Origin of the sequence: Kibdelosporangium banguiense, from assembly GCF_017876405.1 — a bacterium.
Taxonomy (GTDB): domain Bacteria; phylum Actinomycetota; class Actinomycetes; order Mycobacteriales; family Pseudonocardiaceae; genus Kibdelosporangium; species Kibdelosporangium banguiense.
The window spans coordinates 7,241,800-7,263,558 of sequence record NZ_JAGINW010000001.1; the positions used below are offsets into that span (position 1 = coordinate 7,241,800).

Sequence of the window (21,759 nt, forward strand, 5' to 3'; positions counted from 1 at the left end):
ATTTCGGTCAAACGGCCCAGGCGTGTGGTGGGTGCCGCACGCGCCCGGGGGCGGTGACCGGGCACGTTCACATGGGGTGCGTTTCCAGGTACTCGGTCCATACCTTCTTGGGCACGCACATGCGCCAGGAATCCACCACAAGTTCCTTCATCTCATCGTGGTCGATTGCTGACAGCCAGCAACGTACCCACTGGTAACGCATATCCGAGGGAATCGGCATCAGGAACTTTTCCGGTTCGCCCGCGACCAAGGCTTCGCGTTCCTCCCGGGGATAGCCGAATCCCATCATGGTCTCGTCGGGGGACAGCGATAGGAACACGATTCGCCCCACTCGGAACTTGATCCGGTCGCGGACGAATGCCTCGTAGGCGCGTGGCAGGGTCGCGGCGAACTGCCGGACTTCATCCCCGGTGACCATTGGTCTGACCTCCTGGCATGGTTATCGTGACGTAGAGATATTCGTCAAGGATTTTCGCGAGCGAGACGGCCGGACGGCCTACCCGGTCCGGGACGGACTGTCCCGGGCAGGCGGCCAGCACGGCCTGCGCCCACGATCGGCCCAGCCGTAGGTGCGCTTCGAAAGCCGCACCAGTACGGGATCCGTGCAGCGCCTTGGCGATTGCGGCATCCCAGGGCATAACGGTATCCGGGCGCAAGGCGTACAAGGCTTTGGCGGCGGCGGTCGCGCTCAGGGTGCGCCGGGACGACACCGTTACCGCCGCCAGCGACTCGTATGCCCGTGCGATGGTGGTGATCTCGGCATCGCTCAGCCCGGCGAGGCTGACCTGCGGCAGTGCCGAACCGTATGTCTGCCACCACAACAGAAGCGCGCTGTCGAACGGATCGTCGGGCGAGGGGTAGCTGATCCGGCAGCCCCAGGAGTTCAGCCAGCGCAGCAACAGAGTTCGGTGCTCGGCGAACGACAGGTCGACGGCGGGGGCGGTGTCGGCCAGCAGTCGCAACCACGACTTGTCCACTCCCGTGAAGCCGTTGAACACCTCGGCGGTTCGACGCAGGTCTGCCAGTTGTGGCTGAGCGTGTGGCACGGGCGGAACCTTATCGGCTGCCACCGACATCCCCGGCGACAAGGCCCGCCTTTTTATACAGCACGCAAACACTGTTTTTTGCCACCATGGCTATACAGTGCGTGACTTGTCCGGAATCCGGCCGATCAAAACAGGTACTTTCCCACGGTCGGTCACCCATTTGTATCTGCTAGAGCCTGCATTGGTCTTTTAGAGTGTGGCCAGGCCGGTGACGGGATGGGCCGGTCACGCAGCGCGATAATCGCGGTGCCCCGTCCAGGGGAGAGGTGCATGGGTCGACCCGAACGTCCGTTGGACGCGTCCAACGGTCCGATTGCCGCATTTGCCCATGATCTGCGTGCGTTACGTAGTCGTGCGGGCAATCCGAGTTACCGGGAGCTCGCGCGTACGGCATTGTTCGCCCCTTCCGTGCTGTCGAGCGCCGCCAGCGGGCACCGGCTGCCCACGCTCGCGGTGACGCTGGCGTTCGTGTCCGCGTGCGGGGGAGACCGCACGGTCTGGGAGCGCAGATGGCGGGAGATCGCCGGACAGGCCGCGATCACAGGTGAGACAAGGGAGGAACGGGTGCCGTCACTGTCGCCGGCGCACGTGGCGTTCGATCCCGCCCAGGTGACGCATTCGATGATCCACATGACGCGGCCGGCCCAGCTACCGATGGGGTCGAGCACGTTCGTCGGGCGCGAGCAGGCGTTGGGCGAGGCCGCCGGGCTGATCGAAACGGCGAGCCCGGTGAAGACGCCGTTGTTGATCAGCGGTCCGATCGGGGTCGGCAAGACGGCGTTCGCGCTGCGGTTGGCCGCCGAGGTCGGCCCCGCCTTCCCGCACGGTCAGCTGTACGCCGATCTCGGCGAGTGCGGCCGGGAGAGTCAGTCGGCCAACAGTATTGTCCGGGGGTTCCTGCGGGCCCTCGGCGTGCCGACACACCTTGTCCCGGACGACCCGATGCAGCGGATTGGTCTGTATCGGTCCCTGCTGGCCCAGCGGAAACTCTTTGTGCTGTTGGCAAATGTCCGTGACGAGTCGCAGGTCCGGCCGCTGCTCGCGCACACCGCGCACAGCCAGGTGGTGGTGACCAGCCGGGCGCGGCTGCTCGGCCTGGACGATACCCGCCGCATCGACCTGGATGTGTTCACCCGTGCGGAATCCATCGCGCTGATCGGCCGATTGGCCGGTGCCGCCCGGGTCCAGTCGGAGTACGAGGCGTGCGAGGCCATCGCCGAGATCTGCGGCGACCTGCCGCTGGCGGTCAACATCGCCGGCCGCCGGATCGCCGCCCGCGCCGAGTGGTCGATCGCTTACACCGCAGGACAACTGGCCGACCACGATCGTCTGATGGACGCGCTCTGCGTCGGCGACGTGAACGTCCGCGACCGGTTCGCCGCGGCGTACCAACAACTTCCCACCGCGGGCCGGCAGGCTGTGCAGCAGCTCGGGCTGACCGGGTCGGGGTGGACCACCGCGATCGGCATCGCGTCCACTATGGGCATCCCGATCGAGGCGGCCGACGAGCTGCTTGAGTCCCTTGTGGACGCCGGAATCCTGCAGCGAGCGACGGTCGCGGGACGTTACAGCGTATCGACTCTGCTCGGCGCGTTCGTGGCCGACGCACATCGCGACGCCGGTCCGGCACCGGTTACGCTGGTCGACCGCCGGGCCAGACGCACAGTGCTGGAGCCTGTCCGGCGCGTGCCCGGCACCACGTCCGACATTCATTGATTGTTCTCCCCGCACCGCCGCTTCCGGTCAATGTCACCCGCGGTTTGAATGACTGGGCGAAATCCCAGGCGCTACAACGAAACGCGGGTGACATACATGCTGATTCTGGCCATGAAAGAGGGGCACGACGGCGGGATCGTGGCGATCGACGACGGCAGGCTGCTGTTCGCACTGGAAGCCGAGAAGGACAACTACCCTCGCTACTACCCGCTGACTGCCGAGACCATGGCCCGTGCCGCGGGCATGCTGGACCGGCAGCCGGACGTGGTGGCACTGGGTGGCTGGGTCAAGGGTGAGTTCTCCGTGGAGCCGCAGACCCGGACCGGATACTTCGGCGTCGGCGCGGGGTCGGCCACCGATGAACCGGGTAAGTTCTTCGGCAAGGACGTCCGCTACTTCTCCTCCACCCATGAGCGCTCGCATATCTATACGTCCCTTGGCATGGCGCCCGCGGCCCTGGGACAGGCGTACTACTCCCTGGTGTGGGAAGGCAACATCGGCGACTTCTACCGGATCGACGAGCGCGGCGAGGCCACTCACCTGCAGCACGTGCTGACCGACCCCGGAGCCAAGTACGCGTTCCTGTTCGCGCTGGCCGATCCGAAGTTCCCGGCGGGCAAGGGCAACTTCCGGTTCAACGACGCCGGCAAGCAGATGGCGTTGACGGGATTCGCCGAGGACGTCCCGATCACCCCGGCCGAGCGTGAGACCATCGACTTCATCCTGGCGCAGGACGGGATCATCCTGAACCTCGACAAGGACGAGATGTCCTGGTCGCACCTGCACAACACCGGCGTCTGGTCGCAGGCCTACCGCAACGCCGCGGCCCGGCACTCCCAGGCGATCTTCGGGATGTTCCACGACTACGCCGCCAAGAACATGAAAGAAGGCCTGCCGTTGCTCATATCCGGCGGCTGCGGGCTGAACTGCGACTGGAACCGGTTGTGGCGGGAGAGCGGCCTGTTCGAGTCGGTCTTCGTTCCGCCGTGCCCCAACGACAGCGGCTCCGCGCTCGGTACGGGCATTGACGCACAATGGTTCTACACCGGTCAAGCCACGATCGAATGGGATGTCTACGCCGGTGAGAACTTCGTCGAGGACGTCGCGCCCGATCCGGCCAAGTACGAGGTCAGGCCGCTGGTGGCCGGCGAGGTGGCCAAGTACATCGAGCAGGGCAACATCATCGGCTGGGCCCGTGGCCGCTACGAGATGGGGCCGCGTGCGCTGGGCAACCGCTCGATCCTGGCCGCACCGTTCACTGTGGACACCACGGTGCGGCTGAACAAGATCAAGCGGCGGGAGGACTACCGCCCGATCGCGCCGATCGCGCTGGAATCCGACGCGCACAAGTGGTTCGTCGGATCGGTTCAGGACCCGTACATGCTGTACTTCAACCACGTCACCTCCGACGAGTTGAAGGCGATCACGCACGTCGACGGCACCGCGCGGACGCAAACCGTGTCGCCGGAACGCAACCCCGGCGTGGCCGAGCTGCTGGTGGCCTTCCGCGACCTGACCGGCTTCAGCGTGCTGTGCAACACCTCGCTGAACAACAACGGCCGCGGCTTCATCAACCGGACGAGCGACCTCATCCAGTACGGCGAGACGTATGGTTTGGACGGCTACGTCATCAACGACACGTTCGTGACACCGCGCTCTTCGTGAGTTGATTGTTCGAGCGGTGCGGCGCTTCCGGTCAATGTCCCGCGCGGCTTGAATGATCGGTGATCAGGGACCCGGAAAATCCACGTACGGGGGTGTTTCCGTGCGGTTTGTGATAGTCGGTGGCGGAGTCATCGCACTGTTAACCGCTGTTAACTGCATCTCGGCGGGGCACGCCGTCGTCCTGGTCGACCAGGCCGGCATTCCCTTCTCCGGTGCCACTTCGTTCGACCGGCACCGGGTCACCCGGGCGCTGCACCTGAACGATCCAGCAGTCACCCGGGCCGCCGTGGACGCGCATTACCGATGGATCGTGCTGCAGGACATGCTGTCCACCCGCATCTACGAGCAGGTCGGTGCGTTGTCCGTGCTCCCGCGGGAAAAACTGTCGCCGGCGGAAACAATGCTGGCCGAGTGCGGGTCACAGGCCCGGGTGCTGGATCCCGATGATCTCGCGGCCGCCTTTCCCCAGGTCGAATTCCCGGCAGGGGAGAGCGCGGTATTCGAATCGCATGCCGGTGTGCTGCTCGCCGACCGGATTCTGGCGGCGTGCGCGGGCTGGCTGAGGTGGCACGCGCACGCCGACCTGCATCCCCACCGCAGAGCTGTCGAGATCGATGTGGACGGTGCCGCAGTACGTCTGGCCGACGGTGAGACCCTCCGGGCGGACGGCGTGCTGCTGGCAGCCGGACCATGGTCGCGATCGTTGTTGCCGGCGGAACTGGCCGCCGAACTGGTGCTGTACCGGCAAAGCATGCTGTACTGCGAGGTCCCTGACCGGGCGGCGTGGGCGGAAACACCGCCCATGCTGTCGCTGGGCAAGGACGGCGGCGCGTGGCTCGTCCCACCGGTGGCCGGCACGCCGCTGAAACTCAGCGCGGCCAGCGCGTGCCGCCAGGTGGACGAGGTGACGGACAACAGCACGCCGGCCCGTTGGCGGGACCACCTGCTTGACGCATTCTCGACGGTGATCCCTGGGTTTCGCACCGACTGGCTGACCGACACGCGTGACTGTTACTACCTTGCCCGTTCCTCCACCCAGGGGCCGATGCTCGCGGCGCTGGGCGAGCGGGTCTTCTCCTATGCCGCCTGCGGTGGATCGTCGTTCAAGTTCGCCCCGCTCATCGCGGAGTCCCTGGCCGCCCGGCTCACCGGGAACGTGCCAACGCCCACGGGTATCGGCCACCTCGACCGGCCGATGCAATTCATGCGAGGTGTCTCGTGAAACTGCTCGCTGTCGAAGCGAAACAGAACTCCTTCTACTACCTGTCCCGCTATCAGCAGATCGCCGAGTTCGGCGCGGAGTTGTTCGTGCTCAACGGGATCGGCACGGACGACTTCTGGCCCGCCGACCGATACCGGCGGGCCAGAAGCACACACATCAGCGACCTGATCCGGTACGCCAAGGACTGGCACGCCGAGCAGAACTTCGACGGCGTGCTGACGTTCTCCGAGTCCGGTGTGATCGCGGTCGCCGCGGTGGCCGACGCTCTCGGCCTGCCCAGTATCGGCGTGGAGGCGGCCCGCACGAGCCGCAACAAGCTGATCATGCGACAGGCGCACCGGCGCGGTGGTGTGCCGATCCCTCAGTTCCGCTTCGTGCCGTTCCTGGACTCGGCGCTTCGCACGGCCGAGGAGTTCGGCTACCCGGTGATCCTCAAGCCGACGCTCGGCGCTGCGAGCAACTTCGTGTTCCGAGTGGACAACGCCGAACAGATGGCAGAGCTGTATGAGCAGGCGCAGCAGGGCATCAACCGGATGTCCTGGTACACCATGGAAGCCGACGGTCTCGATCTCGGCCCGCACGGGCTGCTGGTCGAGTCCTTCCTGGACGGTCACGAGCACCTGATCGAGGCGCTGGTCTGGGATGACGAGGTCTACCTGGGTTCTATTGTGGACCGAGTCACCATGGAAGGTGGCACGTTCGACGACGATGTACACCACGCTCCAACGGCCCTGACGCCCGAGCAGGTCGCGGAGGTTCACGCGGTCGTCGCCGCGGGCGTTCGTGCCCAGGGCTTGAAGCGCAGCGCCCTGCATGCCGAGATCCGTTTCCACGAAGGCAAACCGCACCTGCTGGAGATCGCGGTCCGGCCCGGCGGCGGCGGTCTGGACCACATGGCCCGCAAGTCCGCGGGATACGACCCGATCAGAGCCATGATGGCGGTCGCCGAGGGGCGCAGGCCGGACGTGCGGCACTTCACCCCCACCGAGGTGCACACCGCGGCGATGTGCCTGATCAGCGACGGCGGCACGATCGAGTCGATCACGATCCCGCCCGAGGTCGCCGAGTCCGACCGGCTGACCCACATCAAGATCATGGCACAGCCGGGCGACGTGATCCGCCGCCCGCCCGACGGCAACGACATCCTCGGTGGATTCGGCGTCATCGGCACCTCGCTGGACGACGCCATGACCTTTGCCAACGACCTGGCCAGCAAGATCGAAGTCAAACTCGTCTGACTCTCCACCCCGAGTCACCCCAGGCCCACAAGGCCGGCATTTCCCCAGGAGGACAGCGTGCGACGTGCAGCCACCGCGCGGCACTACCTGATGGTGCGACCGACGTACTTCGACGTCGAGTACTCGATCAATCCGTGGATGGACCCCCAGAAACCCACGTTCACCGAGCTGGCCGTGGCCCAGTGGGAGTGGCTGCGGGACCTGTTCGGCGAACTCGGCCACACCGTCGAGTCGGTCGAGCCCAGGGCCGGACTGCCCGACATGGTGTTCTCCGCCAACGGCGCGACTGTCCTGAATGGAAAGGTTCTGGTCGCCCGGTTTCGGCACACCCACCGCAGCCAGGAGTCCGACGCCTACCTGGAGTGGTTCCGCCAGAACGGGTACCGCGACGTCCGCCAGGCACAGTGGATCAACGAAGGGGAAGGCGACTACCTGGTGGCCGGGCGGCACGTGCTGGCCGGCTCCGGGTTCCGCACCAACGTCCGGGCGCACGACGAGTTCGAGGAGTACTTCGGGGTGCCGGTGATCGGGCTGACCCTGATCGACCCGCGCTACTACCACCTGGACACGGCCTTGGCCGTGCTCGGCGACGAGTCGATCATGTACTACCCGGAGGCGTTCACCGCCGAGAGCCGGGAACTGCTCGAAGAGCTCTACCCGGACGCGATCCTGGCCTGCGACGGGGATGCCGAGGCATTCGGGCTGAACGCGGTGTCCGACGGCGAACACGTCGTCCTGCCACAGGCCGCGACCGGCCTGATGGCTCAGCTGCGGGAACACGGCTTCGACCCGATCGGCGTGGATCTGTCCGAACTGTTGAAGGCCGGCGGCAGCGTCAAGTGCTGCACGCTCGAACTGCGTGCGTAAAGGAGAGTGTCCATGAGGGTGCGTCGGAGCCTGATCAGCCTCGCGTTGATCGCGGTGCCGGTGGCGCTGATCGTGATCGTGCTCGACCTGGGCGCCGCCTACCACCATGGTTCCGGAGCACCCGCCCAGGCCGCGTCGGGCTCGCCGGACCCGTACTCCCGGCTGCTGATCGCGTTGCCGGTCATTCTGGCGGTGTGTTACCTGATGGGCGCGTTGTTCCGGCGGATAGGGCAACCGCCGGTCATCGGGGAGATCTTCGCCGGCATCATCATGGGCCCGTCGTTGCTCGGCCTGATCTGGCCGGGCGCCATGCAGTGGCTGTTCCCGAGCGGTGTGATCGGCACGATCAACACGCTGTCCCAGCTCGGCCTGATCTTCTTCATGTACCTGGTGGGCAGCGAGATCAATCTCGACGCCCTGCGCCAACGCGGCTTCACGGCGGTCACGGTGAGCCAGGTGAGCATCGCCCTGCCGATGCTCTCCGGCCTGGGCCTGGCTTTCGGGCTGTATCCGTCGCACGGCAACGATGTCGGATTCCTGGGTTTCGCGCTGTTCATCGCGGTGTCCATGAGCATCACGGCATTCCCGGTACTGGCAAGGATTCTGACCGATCGGGGGATCTCCAGGACGCCGTTGGGCGCGTTGGCCCTGACGTGTGCGGCGGTCGACGACATCGTCGCGTGGTGCCTGCTCGCGGTCGTGATCGCGATCCATCAGGGCGGCACGGCCGACGGTGTGTTGCTGACCATCGGACTGACGATCGTCTTCGTCGCTCTGATGGTGTTCGTGATCCGGCCGTTGCTGGCGAAGTGGCTGCCGCGGGTGCCGGAGGCGGCGGTGCTGCCGATCATGCTCGGCGGGATCATGCTGTCGGCACTGGCCACCAACGAGATCGGCATCCACCCGATCTTCGGCGCGTTCCTCTTCGGCGTGATCTCACCGCGCGGCCTGGCGATGTCCAAGCGGGCGGAAGGCAAGCTGGAGAGCGTCACGGTGACGTTGCTGCTGCCGCTTTTCTTCGCCTACACGGGATTACGCACCGAGTTCGGTCTGCTCGGCGCGGAGGCGTCGCTGTGGGGGTGGTGCGCGCTGATCACGGGTGTCGCGATGATCGGCAAATGGGGCGGCAGCACTGTGGCCGCGCGGCTGACCGGCGTCGGCTGGCGTGAGTCGCTGTCGCTCGGCGCGCTGATGAACTGCCGCGGGCTGACCGAACTGGTCGTGCTCAACGTAGGCCTGCAGTTGAAGGTGATCACCCCGACCGTGTTCGCCATGCTGGTGGTCATGACGCTGGTGTCCACAGTGATCACTTCGCCTGCGCTCACGGTGATCAACCGGCGCGCGGCCGCGGACCAAGAGTTTCTCGTCAACCGTTAGGAAAGGTAACCATGATCAGCGATGTTGCCGCGCCGGCGCAGACCTTCGCGGAGATCGTCGTCGACGACATCGTCCGCGACTCGATCTCGGCCGCGCTGCGCGAGTTTCCCGATCCTGTCGACGACATCGACCGGTCGCTTGCCTGCCTACGGATGATCTTCGCGCAACTGCCCGTCGACCAGGCCCAGACGATCCTCGACTTCGGCAGGCACGTGGACACACCCGGCGTCGCGCTGGTGCGTAACCTGCCAGTCGACCCCTCGCTGCCGGACACCCCGGTCGACGGCGAGCCCAGCAGGACCAAGAAGACCTTCGTCGCCGAGACAGTCCTGCTTGGACTGAGCCAGATGCTCGGCGAACCGGTCGGATTCACCACCGAGAAGAGCGGCAGGCTCATCCACGACGTGGTTCCGGTCTCGGCAGGCGCGACCAGCCAGACCAACCAGAGCTCGCACGTGTTCCTCAACTTCCACAACGACATCGTGCACGACTCGGTCGGCCGGTACGATGTGTCCAATCCGGACTTCCTGGTGCTCAACTGCGTCCGTCAGGACCGTAACAAAGAGGCCGTCACACACTACGCCGACGCCCGCGACATCACGCGTGAGCTCGACCCCAGTGTGGTGGAGACGCTGCGGTCGCCGTTGTTCCGGCTGAACGCGCCGGGCAGCTACATCCGGGACGTGGCAGGCGGCGGTGAGGTCCTCTCGGATCCGGTCGCGGTCATCTCAGGCCCGGTGGACTGTCCGGAGATCGCGATCTCCGCCAACGGTGTGCGTGGTCTGGACGACGTGGCCACCGAGGCGCTGGCCCAACTGCAGGCGGCGTGCCGTGCCGTGGCGCACCAGGTGAAGCTCGAGCCCGGCACCGCGTTGCTGATCAACAACCGGAAGGGCCTGCACGCGCGTTCCCAGTTCTTCGCCCAGCACGACGGTCAGGATCGCTGGCTGCAGCGGACGTACATCCGCCGCAGTCTGTGGACGATTCGTTACCGGGGAACTGGTTTCGACCGCCGCGTGCACTGAGTGCGTTTCGGTGCCCCGGGCCCGGGTATTCGGTCGGCAACGAGACTTCTCCGATGGAGGAAACGATGTCCACCGATGCCATTGTCCTGCTGAAAGAGGACCACAAGGAGATCCGGAGGCTGTTCGGCGGATTCGGCAACGCCGGCGAGAACGCGACAGCCACCAAGGGCAGACTGGTGGGAAAGATCATCGAGCTGCTCACCGTCCACACGTACATCGAGAACGAATGTATGTATCCCGAGGTCCGCAAGCTGCTGCCGGACCTGGAGGACGACGTCCTGGAGTCCTATGAGGAGCATCATGTGGCGGACGTGCTGTGCATCGAGCTGTCCATGATGAACCCCGACGACGAGCGGTTCGACGCCAAGACCACAGTGCTGATCGAGAACGTCACGCACCATATGGAGGAAGAGGAGTCCGACTGGTTCCCCAAGGTGCGTGCCGGACTCGGCCGCAAACAGCTGCAGGAGATCGGTGCCCGGATGATCGAGATGAAACAGAAGGCGCCGCGCAAGCCGTCACAGCCCAGCGCGCTGAAGAAGGCACTTGACGCGGTCCGGGCCTGAGACCGGGCACAATGGGGTCATGGACGAGTCGAAGTCGCAGGAACCGATAGACGCCGAGATCGTCGAGGAGAGCACGGCTCTGCAGCCGGCCCCGCCGGTCACGCCGCAGTTCGACTACACCGAAGGCGGCGTGCCGACGTTCGACTACGTCCGCGACCGCATAGAGAACAAGGTCGCGACGTCGATCGGCGCCGAGGAGTTGGCGACCGGGTCGCCGCAGGGCAAGTCGATCGACGAGCAGATGGCCGAGCGCGACAAGGCCGGCCGGGACAAACTGGAGGAGATCCGCAGGCAGATGCGGGGCGAGTGATCTCGCCCCGCATCTGCCGCACTGCTTAGTCCTCGCCGCCGAACTGCGTCCGGTACGCCTCGAGGTCTTCCTCGGTGACCTTGGCGAACAGGACCGGGGGAGTGGTGAACGCGGTGCCGACGGGGATGAAGGACAGCGCCTTCGCCTCGTCGGCCGTGACCCACTGCCGTGACACGTCGTCGGCCGCGAAGGCCGCGCGCATCGCCTTGGCGGAACCGGGGATGAACGGCTCGGAGACCACTGCGTACAGGTAGATGAGGTTCATCGCGGTACGCAACGTCAACGCGGCCGCGTCCTGGTCCGTGCGGATCTCGATCCAGGGCGCCTTGGCCTCGAGGTACTGGTTGCCCGCGCTCCACAGCGACCGCAACGCCTGCGCGGCCTTGCGGTACTGCAGCGATTCCATGGCGTTCTGGTAGTCCTCCAGCAGGCCGGCGATCTCCTCGCCGAGGCGCTGCTCGGCCTCACCAGGCTCGCCACCGGCCGGCACGTCGTCGCCGAACCGCTTGCGGCTGAAGGAAAGCACCCGGTTGACCAGGTTGCCGAGGGTGTCGGCCAGATCCTTGTTGACCGTGCCCGCGAACAGCTCCCACGAGAACGACGAGTCGTCGGACTCCGGCGCGTTGGCGATCAGGAAGTACCGCCAGTAGTCGGCGGGCAGCAGCTCAAGGGCGGCGTCGGTGAAGATGCCGCGCTTCTGGCTGGTGGAGAACTTGCCGCCGTAGTAGGTCAGCCAGCTGAACGCCTTGACGAAGTCGACCGTCTTCCACGGCTCCCGCGTCCCAAGCTGAGTGGCCGGGAACATCACGGTGTGGAAGGGGACGTTGTCCTTGGCCATGAACTCCGTGTAGCGGACGGTGTCCTCAGCCTCGTACCACCACGAACGCCAATCCCGGTTCTCATCAGGCGCGGCGTCCGCCCACTCCTTGGTCGCGCCGATGTACTCGATCGGGGCATCGAACCAGACATAGAAGACTTTGCCCTCGGCGGCCAGGTCAGGCCACGTGTCGGCCGGGACCGGCACACCCCATTCGAGGTCACGCGTGATCGCCCGGTCGTGCAGCCCCTCACTGAGCCACTTGCGGGCGATCGAAGAGGCGAGCGTCGGCCACGGCCCGCTCTTCTCGTCAAGCCACTTCTCGACCTCGCCGGCCATCTTCGACTGAAGCAGGAACAGATGCTTGGTCTCGCGGACCTCGAGGTCCGTGCTCCCGCTGATCGCCGACCGCGGCTCGATCAGGTCCGTCGGGTCCAGCACCCGCGTGCAGTTCTCACACTGGTCGCCCCGCGCCCGGTCATACCCACAGTGCGGGCACGTCCCCACGATGTACCGGTCAGGCAGGAACCGCCCGTCGGCCGGCGAGTAAACCTGCCGGACCGCCCGCTCCTCGATGAAGCCATGCTCATTGAGCTGCCGCGCCATGTGCTGCGTGATCTCACGGTTCTGCGGCGACGAGCTACGCCCGAAGTAGTCGAAAGACAGTTCGAAGCCCCGGTAGATGCCGGCCTGCACCTCGTGCTGCTGCGCACAGAACTCCGCGACCGGCAGGCCGGCCTCCTGAGCAGCCAGTTCAGCGGGGGTCCCGTGCTCGTCGGTTGCGCAGATGAACAGAACCTCGTGCCCGCGCTGCCGCAGGTACCGTGCATAGACATCAGCGGGGAGCATGGACCCGACCATGTTGCCCAGGTGCTTGATGCCGTTGATATACGGAAGCGCACTGGTTATGAGGTGCCGAGTCATTCCCGGAATCCTACCGGTGACCCTCAGGTGCCCTCATCAGGGCTGGTCAACGTCCCAAGCGGCCGGTGCCAGGAAGCGGGACCGGCCGAGGACAGGCTTCCTCGTCGGCAGTGCGTGAACTATATCGACACGCGCTCGGTCCAGTCACCGGCCAGAAGGTCGCTGAATAGGACGATCAAATTCCTTGACCAGGCCCATCCGGGCTGATTTTCGGATCGAACAAGAGATGCGGTACCGCGTCAATCATCGTTGGGTGAAAGGAATGCGATGAACAAGCGAGCAACGTGGTTGCCGGCTGGGATCAGTTGTCTCCTGGTCCTGGCCGGTGCGCCGGCGGCGGGTGAGCCTTGGCCGCGTGGCGATCGATCTCTTTCAGCTGAGGGCTATTCATCGGTTCCGATTTTGATCAGGGCTGCCTCGACCATCATTGCGTTATTCACTCTCACGCGATTCGGACGGTGAGACGAGACCGGCGCCGATACCTGGTTCGCGCGTACGAAGACAGCCGCGGGCCGTCCCGGCAGGCTCGCCGGACAAGGGGATGTGGCGTTGGAGGCCTGATGGAATCGGTTCTGAGGATCGTGGTGGCCGGTACGGTGGCGCTGAGCCTTGCGGGGTGTGGCGGCGGTCAGGGAAGTCAGAGTCTTCTCGACGGCAGGACGTTCACCATGGTGCTGGGGGCTGATCCCGGCAATCTCGATCCGCATTTCACGTCGCTGTCGGTCACTCATCAGGTTGACCGGTTTCTTTATGACTCGCTGGTCAATACCGACAAGGACGGCAAGCTTATGGCCGGGCTGGCCGAGAAGTGGGAGGCGACCACCACCGGCGCGACTTTCACGCTGCGCAAAGGAGCCACGTGCTCGGACGGGAGCCCGCTGACTGCTGCCACGGTCGCCGCCAACATCAGTTTTGTCGGGGACCCGAAGAACACATCGAGTCGCATGGGTGTGTATGTGCCGCCGGGGGCCACGGCGACTGGTGATGACGCGGCGGGGACTGTGACGGTGACGTCACCGACTCCGCATTCGTTCCTGGATCGCACAGTGGGGGCGCTGCATATTGTGTGTGACAAGGGAATGAAGGATCGCGGTCTGCTCAGACAGAGTGCGTCCGGCACCGGGATGTTCACCGTCACGGAGGCTGTGCCGGGTGATCATTACACATTGGAGCGTCGCAAGGACTACGCGTGGGGGCCTGGTGACTGGCGGACTGATCAGCAAGGGCTGCCGGACAAAGTGGTGTTGCGAGTCGTCAGCAACGAAAGCACCGCAGTGAACCTGCTTGTCTCCGGGGAGGTCAACGCGACCACGGTGATCGGTCTGGACCAGCAGCGGTTGCAGGCGCAGAAGCTGCTCCAGCGGGACGTGATGGCTGTGCTCGGGGAGCTCTGGTTCAACCAGAAGGCCGGTCTGCCCGGCGCTGACATCGAGGTTCGCAAGGCACTCATCCAGGCGCTTGACCTGGGCCAGCTCACCCAGGTGCTGACGAGCGGAACCGGCAAGCCGGCCACCGGGCTGGTCGCCCCCGGCCTGACCCCGTGCGATCAGGACACGATCAGCGGCAAGCTGCCCGCGTTCAACCCGGATGCTGCGAAGACGACACTTGACGCGGCGGGCTGGCGGGCCGGGGCCGACGGGATTCGTGCCAAGGATGGCAAGAAGCTGTCGATGACGCTCTTCTACACGACCGAGCTGGGTACGACGATGCAGGCGACCGCAGAACTGACCCAGAAGTTCTGGTCGGCGGCCGGCGTGGAGGTCACTGCCAAGGGTGCCACCCAGGCTGAGCTCGGGCAGGTCGTCGTCGGCGGTCAGGGGTCGTGGGATGCCGGCATCATCCCGCTGAATGTCTCGCTGCCCAGCGAGCTTGTCGGGTTCCTCTCCGGGCCGACCCCGCCGAACGGCACCAACTTCGCCAGCCTGCGCAACACGAAGTACACCGACGCTGTCGCGGCTGCGTCCGCGATCGCGGGGACCGCCGGCTGTGGCAAGTGGGCGGAAGCCGAACAGGCACTGGCCGAGAACGTGGATGTCGTGCCGTTCGCCAACTCCAACCGTCCTGCCTTCGGCAAGGGCGCGACGTTCGAGCTCACCGACGGCAGCGTCGCACCCTCCTCGATCCGGATGCTCGGCGCGTGACAGCGGTCGTCGAAACCCAGGACAGTCCTTGGCTGCGGTTCGCTGTTCGCCGCGCGGGCCGGCTGCTGGTCTCGGTGTGGGTGCTGGTCACGGCCGCGTTCCTGATGATCCACCTGATCCCTGGCGACCCGGTGCGGGCGGCGCTCGGGCCGACGGCCTCGGTGGATCTGGTGAACGCCCGGCGCGCGGCGTTGGGGCTCAACGATCCGTTGTGGCTGCAGTATCTGCACTATCTGGGCGACCTGCTCACCGGGGACATGCGCACCTCGATGATCTCCGGGTTGCCGGTGTCCCAGGTGATCGGCGACCGGTTGCCGGCCACTCTGGAACTGGCCGTGTACGCGTTCGCGCTGGCCGTGGTCGTCGCGATTCCGCTGGGTGCGGGCATGGCTGTGCTGACTCGTGGTGGGCGGCGCCGTCCAGTGGAGCTCGCGTTCACCTCCACGAGTGCCGTGCTGGCCGTCATCCCGGAGTTTCTCCTGGCGGTGGGACTGGTTTACGTGTTCGGCGTGCAGCTCGGCCTGGTTCCGGTCGCGGGCCGGGACGGACTGGATTCCTATGTCCTGCCGGTCCTGTCGCTCGCGGTCGGCCCGGCGGCTGTGCTGGCGCGGATCGTGCGTGTGGAGATGCTTACGGTGCTGCAGGCCGACTTCGTCCGGACCGCCAGAGCCAAACGGCTGCCTGAACGGCTGGTCTACCTGCGCCACGCCCTGCCGAACGCCCTCACCGCGACGATCACCCTGGGTGGCCTGCTGCTCAGCGGGCTGGTCGCCGGGACTGTGCTGGCGGAGAACGTGTTCGCGTGGCCCGGCCTGGGCAGCACGATCGTCCAGTCGATTCTGGCCAAGGACTATCCGGTCGTGCAGGGTGTCGTGCTGGTCTACGGACTCGGCGTGCTGGTGGTCAACCTTGCGGTCGACGTCGTGCTCGCGTTGCTGGATCCCCGTTCGACGATCAGGGAGAGCTGAGCCGTGCGATCGAAATGGACTGGGATCGTGCGGACGCCGGTGGGCGCGAGCGCCGCCGCGCTGCTACTGGCGGTCCTGATCATGGCAGTGCTCGCGCCGATCCTGTTCACGAACAAGGCGAACGCGATCGACACGAGCCAGATCATGCAAGGGCCTTCGGCGGAGCACTGGGTGGGGACCGACAACCTGGGCCGGGACGTGTTGTACCGCGTGCTGGTGGCGACCGGGCTTTCGGTACGGCTGGCGCTGCTGGCGACCGCGATCGGTGTGGTGACCGGATTGCTGCTGGGTGCCGCGCCGGTGGTGCTCGGCAGACGAGTGGGCCGGGTCGTCGGCGCGGTGGTCAACATCGCGGTGGCGTTTCCAGGCTTGCTGCTGGCACTGTTCTTCGCGGTGATCTTCGGCGTGGGGACGACAGGCGCGTTGCTGGCGATCGGGTTCGCGATCGCGCCTGGCTTCGCGCGGCTGACCCAGACCCTGGTGGCCAAGATCGCGGGCCTGGACTACGTCGCCGCGGCCCGGATCGCGGGTGTCGGCCGGACCAGGCTGCTCCTGCGGCACATCCTGCCGAATGTCGCCGAACCCCTGGTGGTCAACGCGACCATCGCGGCCGGGAGTGCCTTGCTGGGATTCGCCGGTCTGTCGTTTCTCGGTCTGGGTGTGCAGTCCCCGAGTTACGACTGGGGCCGATTGCTGGGTGAAGGGCTGCAACGCATCTACATCCATCCGGCCGCCGCGTTGGCGCCTGGTGCGGCGGTTGTGGTGGCAGGGCTGGCGTTCAACCTCTTCGGCGAGGCGATCGCGAAGACGTTCGGGGTACGCACGCCCAAGATCAAGACCCAGCGCCGCGCCGAGCGTACGGCTCCACCGGTCTTCGATGATCAGCCGGTACTCGTTGTGGACGGCCTGCGCGTCGGTTTCCCTGGAGTGACGCCGGTTCGTGGGGTGAGTTTCTCGGTGGGGCAGGGGGAAACTGTGGGGATTGTGGGCGAGTCGGGATCGGGCAAGAGTCTCACCGCGCTCGCGGTCGCGCAGTTGATCGAGCATCCCGGCGAGGTCGAGGCCGAGCAGTTGACGTTCCAGGGCGAGGACCTGCTGAGCGGCCGGAAGCACCGGCACTTGCTCGGTACGTCCCTGGCGATGGTGTTCCAGGACCCGATGACGTCGTTCAACCCGGCGATGCGGATCGGCCGACAGCTCGCCGAAGTGGCCGAGCAGCACCAAAACATGAAGCGCGGCAAGGCCTGGCAGCGTGCGGTGGATCGGTTGCGTGCGGTCCGGGTGCCCGACCCGGGCAAGCGGGCCAGGCAGTTCCCGCACGAGTTCTCCGGCGGGATGCGGCAGCGCGCGATGATCGGCATGGGCCTGATGGGGACACCGGCACTGATCATCGCCGACGAACCGACGACCGCGCTGGATGTGACTGTGCAGCGGCAGGTTCTTGAGCTCCTGGCAGACGTTCGCGCCGCCGACAACGTCGCCATCCTGCTGATCAGTCACGACGTCACCGTGGTGGCGCAGGTCTGCGATCGCGTCCTGGTGATGTACGCCGGACGCGTCGTGGAAGACCTGCCCGCAGCCGAGTTGCACACCCACGCTCGCCACCCGTACACGCGTGCCCTCATTGCTGCGGTACCGGACATGACAACGGATCGAGACCTTCCGCTGGCAGTGATCCCAGGCCGTCCAGTCGATCCGGCTCAGGTTCCTCCGGGTTGTGCTTACGCGCCAAGGTGTCCACTGGCCGACGAGAAGTGCACGCAAACCGATCCGGTGCTGCTGGCCGACGAACACGGCCGCCAAGTCGCGTGCTGGCACGCGGACATGCCCGTCAAGGTGGGTGATCGCGGTGAGTGAACTCAGCTTCCAAGACGTGACAGTACGGTTCGGTAGCCGCAGGCGCGGGACGACGGCCGTTGACAGTGTTGATCTCATGGTCCCGGACGGCAAGGTCGTCGGTCTGGTCGGCGAGTCCGGATCAGGCAAATCGACGCTGGCAAGAGCGGCGGTCGGACTTGTTCCGCTTTCCGCCGGTCGGATCGTCCTGGATGGACAGTCGCTGCCCCGGTCACGGGCCGTGCAGATGGTGTTCCAGGACCCTTACTCCGCTTTGGACCCGCGGATGACGATCGGCGGATCGATCGCCGAGGCCATGCCGAAATCCGTGTCCGATCGCCAAGCCGAAAGCGTCCGCCTGCTCGGTCTGGTCGACTTGCCTGGCGACTGTGCGCGGTTGTACCCCGCGCAGCTGTCCGGCGGTCAACGCCAACGGGTCGGGCTGGCCAGGGCGCTGGCCGGGCAGCCGGAGGTGATCATCGCCGATGAGATCACCTCGGCGCTGGACGTGTCCATCCAGGGCACGGTGCTCAACCTGGTGCGGGACCTGCAAAGGCGGATGCGGCTCTCGATGCTGTTCATCTCGCACAACCTCGCCGTTGTTCGCTACGTCAGCGACATCATCGCCGTGATGTACCGCGGCCGGATCGTCGAGCAGGGACCTGCCGATGACGTCTTGGCCGACCCGCAACACCCTTACACGCGCGAACTATTCGCCGCCATCGCCACTCGACCGAGGAGAAACCGGTGACCCGACGCCAGCGTATCGACGACCTGACCACCTTCGCTGTTCCGGGACAGCCCGCGATCTCCCCGGACGGCGGCCAATGCCTCTACGTCCTGCGAACCACGGATGCCGAGGCCGACCAGAACGACTATGCCATCTGGCTTGTCGGCACCCGCACCGGGCAGCCGCGGCAACTGACCCGTGGCAAAGCGGATACCTCACCGTCATGGTCGCCTGACGGCACGAAAGTGGTTTTCCTGCGCTCCGAACAACTGTGGCTGCTGCCGATCGACGGCGGCGAACCCGAGCAGTTGACCACGCTTGCGCTCGGCGCAGGCGCCGCGGCCTGGAGCCCGGACGGCACGAAGATCGCGTTTTCAGCCGCCACCGATGAGATCGCGGACGCCAACGCACCGATCGTCACCGAACGCCTCGACTATCAGGCTGACGGCGCTGGGCTGCTGCGGACTGTCCGCAAGCACCTGCATGTTCTCGATGTGGCGAGCAAGCAATGCCGCCAGGTGACGAGTGGCGACTGGCATGCGGGCGATCCGTTCTGGTCACCGGACTCTGCCACGCTGGCCTTCAGCGCGATGACCGCGCCGGACGCGGACCTGAATTTCCGTGCACCGGTGCATGTCCTGGACGTGAGCAAAGACCACGCCACTCCCGAACCTGTCGGCCTGCGAGAGGGAATGGCCGGCCCGGCGATCTGGACCGCGGATGGATCGGCTTTGCTGGTCGCCGGCATCGAGGACGGCCCGGTCGGTCACGCCGGTCTGTGGCGCGTTCCGCTCGACGGCGGCGCGATCGTCAACCTGGCAAAATCCTTGGACCGCAACGTAATGCCAGGCGGCCCAGGCTATCCAGGTGCCGCGCCGCAGTTGTCGGCCGACGGCAGCACGGTGTATTTCTGCGTCCGTGATCGCGGCTGTACTCACCTGTACTCAGTGCCGGTCGAAGGCAGGACACCGAGCGCGGTCGTCACGGGCGCTGGCCGCGTTGTGGGCGGCTTGTCGGTCGCGGGTGACACCGCTGCGGTTCTGGTGTCCACACCGGACTCTCTGGGTGAGATCGTCACGGTCGATCTCAAGACAGGTGCCGAGAACGTCCGCACCGGTCACGGGGCGCATGATTTCGAGCTGTTCCCGCGCGAGGAACGGGAGTTCACGATCTCCGACGGCACAGTCGTGCACGGCTGGCTGATGCGTGATCCCGCCGCGACCGGCCCGCAGCCCCTGTTGCTGGATGTCCACGGTGGACCGCACAACGCATGGAACGGCTCTGCTGACGAAGTCCATGTGTACCACCAGGAACTCGTCGCCCGCGGCTGGACGATCCTGCTGCTCAACCCACGGGCCAGTGACGGTTACGGCGAACAGTTCTTCAAAGCGGGCCTGGGCGGCTGGGGTGAGGCCGACGCGAAGGACTTCCTAGAACCGATCGACGAACTCGTCGCGGGAGGGATCGCGGACGCCGAACGGCTCGTGGTCGCCGGGTACAGCTATGGCGGGTACATGACCTGTTACCTCACCAGCCGGGACAACCGGTTCGCCGCCGCAGTGGCAGGCGGTGTGGTCAGCGACCTCGTGAGCATGGTCGGAACATGCGAGGCCGGGCACTACCTCAGTGAGTTCGAGCTCGGTGGCCAGCCATGGACCGGACGTCGTTACGACGGCATGTCGCCACTGTCGCAAGTAGACAGGGTGCGTACGCCTACGTTGATCCTGCACGGCACGGCCGACATCGCCTGCCCGATCGGTCAGGCGCAGCAATGGCACACGGCGTTGCGGGAACTAGGCGTGCCGACGCAGTTCGTGCTCTACCCGGATGCGTCGCACCTGTTCATCCTCAATGGACGGCCGTCTCACCGGATCGACTACAACCGTCGTATCGTGGACTGGCTGGAGCAGCACACTGGGACGGGACGGCCACGGATCGACGCCGCCCACTGGCAGCGCAGGCTCGACGTCCTGGCCAAGCGGCACCGGGTTCCCGGCGCGACGCTGGGTATTCTCCGCCTGCGGCCGGGCCGCGAGGACGAACTGACCGAAGCGGCTTACGGCGTGCTGAACAACGAGACCGGTGTCAGGACGACCACCGACTCGCTGTTCCAGGTCGGGTCCATCTCGAAGGTCTGGACGACGACCGTGGTGATGCAGCTGATCGACGAGGGCCTGCTGGATCTGGATGCCCCGATCATCGAGATCCTGCCCGGACTGCGGCTGGCCGACCCGGATGCCACCAAGAAGATGACCATGCGGCACCTGCTCACGCACACGAGCGGCATCGACGGCGACGTCTTCACCGACACCGGCCGTGGCGACGACTGCCTGGAGAAATACGTCGCCCAGCTGGCCGAGGTGGCCCAGAACCACCCGCTGGGCGCCACCTGGTCGTACTGCAACTCGGGCTTCTCGCTGGCCGGGCACGTCATCGAGAAACTCACCGGGACCACCTGGGACGCGGCGATGAAGGAGCGGCTGTTCACCAGGCTCGGCCTCGACCACACAGTCACGCTGCCCGAAGAGGCCCTGCTGTATCGCACCGCGGTCGGGCACGTCGCCGAGGGTGCGGGCGACCCGGTGAAAGCACCCGTCTGGGTGTTGAAGCGTTCGGCCGGGCCTGCGGGTCTGATCACCTCGACGGTCGCGGATGTGCTCGGCTTCGCCCGGATGCACCTGACCGGCGGGCTGGCGCCGGACGGGACCAGGGTGCTCAGCGAGGAGAGCGCCGCGGCGATGACCGCCTGGCAGGTGGACCTGCCGGACAAGCACATGCTCGGTGATTCGTGGGGCCTGGGCTGGTTCCGGTGCGGCTGGGACTCGCAGCGGCTGTTCGGCCACGACGGTAACACCATCGGCCAGTCCGCGTACCTGCGTGTGCTGCCGTCCGAGGGCCTGGCCGTCACGTTGCTCACCAACGGAGGCAACGCCCACGGCCTGTACGAGGACCTGTACCGGGAGATCTTCGCCGAACTGGCCGGAGTCGCGATGCCCGAGCCGCTCAAGCCCCCGGCCGAGCCGGTCGACGCGGATCTCGACCGGCACGTGGGCACATACGAGCGGGCGAGCGTGCTGATGGACGTGTACAAGGCCGACGACGGCCTCCACCTGCGGACTACCGTGACAGGGCCGCTCGCGGAGATGATGTCGGAGAAGACGCAGGAGTACACAATGGTCCCGGTCGACGACAACCTGTTCCTGATCATGGAGCCCACCATGCAGACCTGGCTTCCGGTGACGTTCTACGAACTGGCCACAGGCGAGCGCTACCTGCACTACGGCGTACGCGCGACACCGAAGGTGGGCTGA

General features: G+C 66.1%; 16 protein-coding genes and 1 pseudogene. 14 read left to right on the forward strand and 3 right to left on the reverse strand.

Translation table 11 applies throughout. From position 1 onward, the window contains the following. Positions 1-67: 67 nt before the first annotated feature. Together JOF56_RS33540 and JOF56_RS33545 are read right to left on the reverse strand one after the other, a co-directional pair. Positions 68-418 carry an MmcQ/YjbR family DNA-binding protein gene (locus JOF56_RS33540; protein WP_209643455.1) on the reverse strand — a complete coding sequence of 117 codons (351 nt, stop codon included), beginning with the start codon at positions 416-418 and terminating at the stop codon, positions 68-70. Next, positions 402-1,046, reverse strand: coding sequence for a hypothetical protein (locus tag JOF56_RS33545; RefSeq protein ID WP_307855372.1), 645 nt, complete (start codon positions 1,044-1,046; stop codon positions 402-404). The genes JOF56_RS33540 and JOF56_RS33545 overlap by 17 nt, the downstream gene beginning before the upstream one ends. 270 nt (positions 1,047-1,316) lie before the next feature. Between JOF56_RS33545 and JOF56_RS33550 the strand changes: the two genes are divergently transcribed. The 9 genes from JOF56_RS33550 (at position 1,317) to JOF56_RS33590 (ending at position 11,032) form a co-directional block, all read left to right on the forward strand. Further along, a complete protein-coding gene (locus JOF56_RS33550) occupies positions 1,317-2,762 on the forward strand; it encodes an NB-ARC domain-containing protein (RefSeq protein WP_209643457.1) in 1,446 nt (481 codons plus the stop codon). 96 nt (positions 2,763-2,858) lie between these two features. After that, complete coding sequence (locus tag JOF56_RS33555; protein WP_209643458.1) at positions 2,859-4,427, forward strand: carbamoyltransferase C-terminal domain-containing protein; 1,569 nt, start codon at positions 2,859-2,861, stop codon at positions 4,425-4,427. A gap of 100 nt (positions 4,428-4,527) precedes the next feature. Further along, positions 4,528-5,649, forward strand: coding sequence for an NAD(P)/FAD-dependent oxidoreductase (locus JOF56_RS33560; RefSeq protein ID WP_209643459.1), 1,122 nt, complete (start codon positions 4,528-4,530; stop codon positions 5,647-5,649). Continuing rightward, positions 5,646-6,887 (forward strand): ATP-grasp domain-containing protein, encoded by a 1,242-nt coding sequence (locus JOF56_RS33565; RefSeq protein ID WP_209643460.1) that lies wholly within the window; start codon positions 5,646-5,648, stop codon positions 6,885-6,887. Before JOF56_RS33560 ends, JOF56_RS33565 begins: the two co-directional genes overlap by 4 nt. A gap of 57 nt (positions 6,888-6,944) precedes the next feature. After that, positions 6,945-7,754 carry a dimethylargininase gene (gene ddaH / locus JOF56_RS33570; protein ID WP_209643461.1) on the forward strand — a complete coding sequence of 270 codons (810 nt, stop codon included), beginning with the start codon at positions 6,945-6,947 and terminating at the stop codon, positions 7,752-7,754. Between the two features lie 12 nt (positions 7,755-7,766). After that, positions 7,767-9,131, forward strand: a complete 1,365-nt coding sequence (locus JOF56_RS33575; RefSeq protein WP_209643462.1) for a cation:proton antiporter domain-containing protein — start codon at positions 7,767-7,769, stop codon at positions 9,129-9,131. Between the two features lie 11 nt (positions 9,132-9,142). Beyond that, a complete protein-coding gene (locus JOF56_RS33580) occupies positions 9,143-10,156 on the forward strand; it encodes a TauD/TfdA family dioxygenase (protein ID WP_209643463.1) in 1,014 nt (337 codons plus the stop codon). Positions 10,157-10,221: 65 nt separating this feature from the next. After that, positions 10,222-10,722, forward strand: a complete 501-nt coding sequence (locus tag JOF56_RS33585) for a hemerythrin domain-containing protein (RefSeq protein WP_209643464.1) — start codon at positions 10,222-10,224, stop codon at positions 10,720-10,722. Positions 10,723-10,741: 19 nt separating this feature from the next. Continuing rightward, positions 10,742-11,032, forward strand: coding sequence for a hypothetical protein (locus JOF56_RS33590; protein ID WP_209643465.1), 291 nt, complete (start codon positions 10,742-10,744; stop codon positions 11,030-11,032). 25 nt (positions 11,033-11,057) lie between these two features. Here the strand turns inward: JOF56_RS33590 and metG are convergent, their stop codons facing one another. Continuing rightward, a complete protein-coding gene (gene metG, locus JOF56_RS33595) occupies positions 11,058-12,773 on the reverse strand; it encodes a methionine--tRNA ligase (RefSeq protein WP_209643466.1) in 1,716 nt (571 codons plus the stop codon). A gap of 560 nt (positions 12,774-13,333) precedes the next feature. Here metG and JOF56_RS33600 point away from each other — a divergent pair. The 5 genes and pseudogenes from JOF56_RS33600 to JOF56_RS33620 all read left to right on the forward strand — a co-directional run bounded on the left by JOF56_RS33600 (position 13,334) and on the right by JOF56_RS33620 (position 21,759). Continuing rightward, positions 13,334-14,914, forward strand: coding sequence for an ABC transporter substrate-binding protein (locus tag JOF56_RS33600; protein WP_209643467.1), 1,581 nt, complete (start codon positions 13,334-13,336; stop codon positions 14,912-14,914). After that, positions 14,911-15,882, forward strand: a complete 972-nt coding sequence (locus JOF56_RS33605) for an ABC transporter permease (protein ID WP_307855373.1) — start codon at positions 14,911-14,913, stop codon at positions 15,880-15,882. The genes JOF56_RS33600 and JOF56_RS33605 overlap by 4 nt, the downstream gene beginning before the upstream one ends. 81 nt (positions 15,883-15,963) lie before the next feature. Next, complete coding sequence (locus JOF56_RS33610) at positions 15,964-17,739, forward strand: dipeptide/oligopeptide/nickel ABC transporter permease/ATP-binding protein (RefSeq protein ID WP_209648640.1); 1,776 nt, start codon at positions 15,964-15,966, stop codon at positions 17,737-17,739. Next, a pseudogene (locus JOF56_RS33615) lies at positions 17,732-18,445 on the forward strand (ABC transporter ATP-binding protein); the annotation flags it as partial. The gene JOF56_RS33610 and the pseudogene JOF56_RS33615, both read left to right, overlap by 8 nt. A 20-nt stretch (positions 18,446-18,465) precedes the next feature. Further along, on the forward strand, positions 18,466-21,759 hold the full coding sequence (locus tag JOF56_RS33620) for a serine hydrolase (protein ID WP_209643469.1): 3,294 nt from the start codon (positions 18,466-18,468) through the stop codon (positions 21,757-21,759).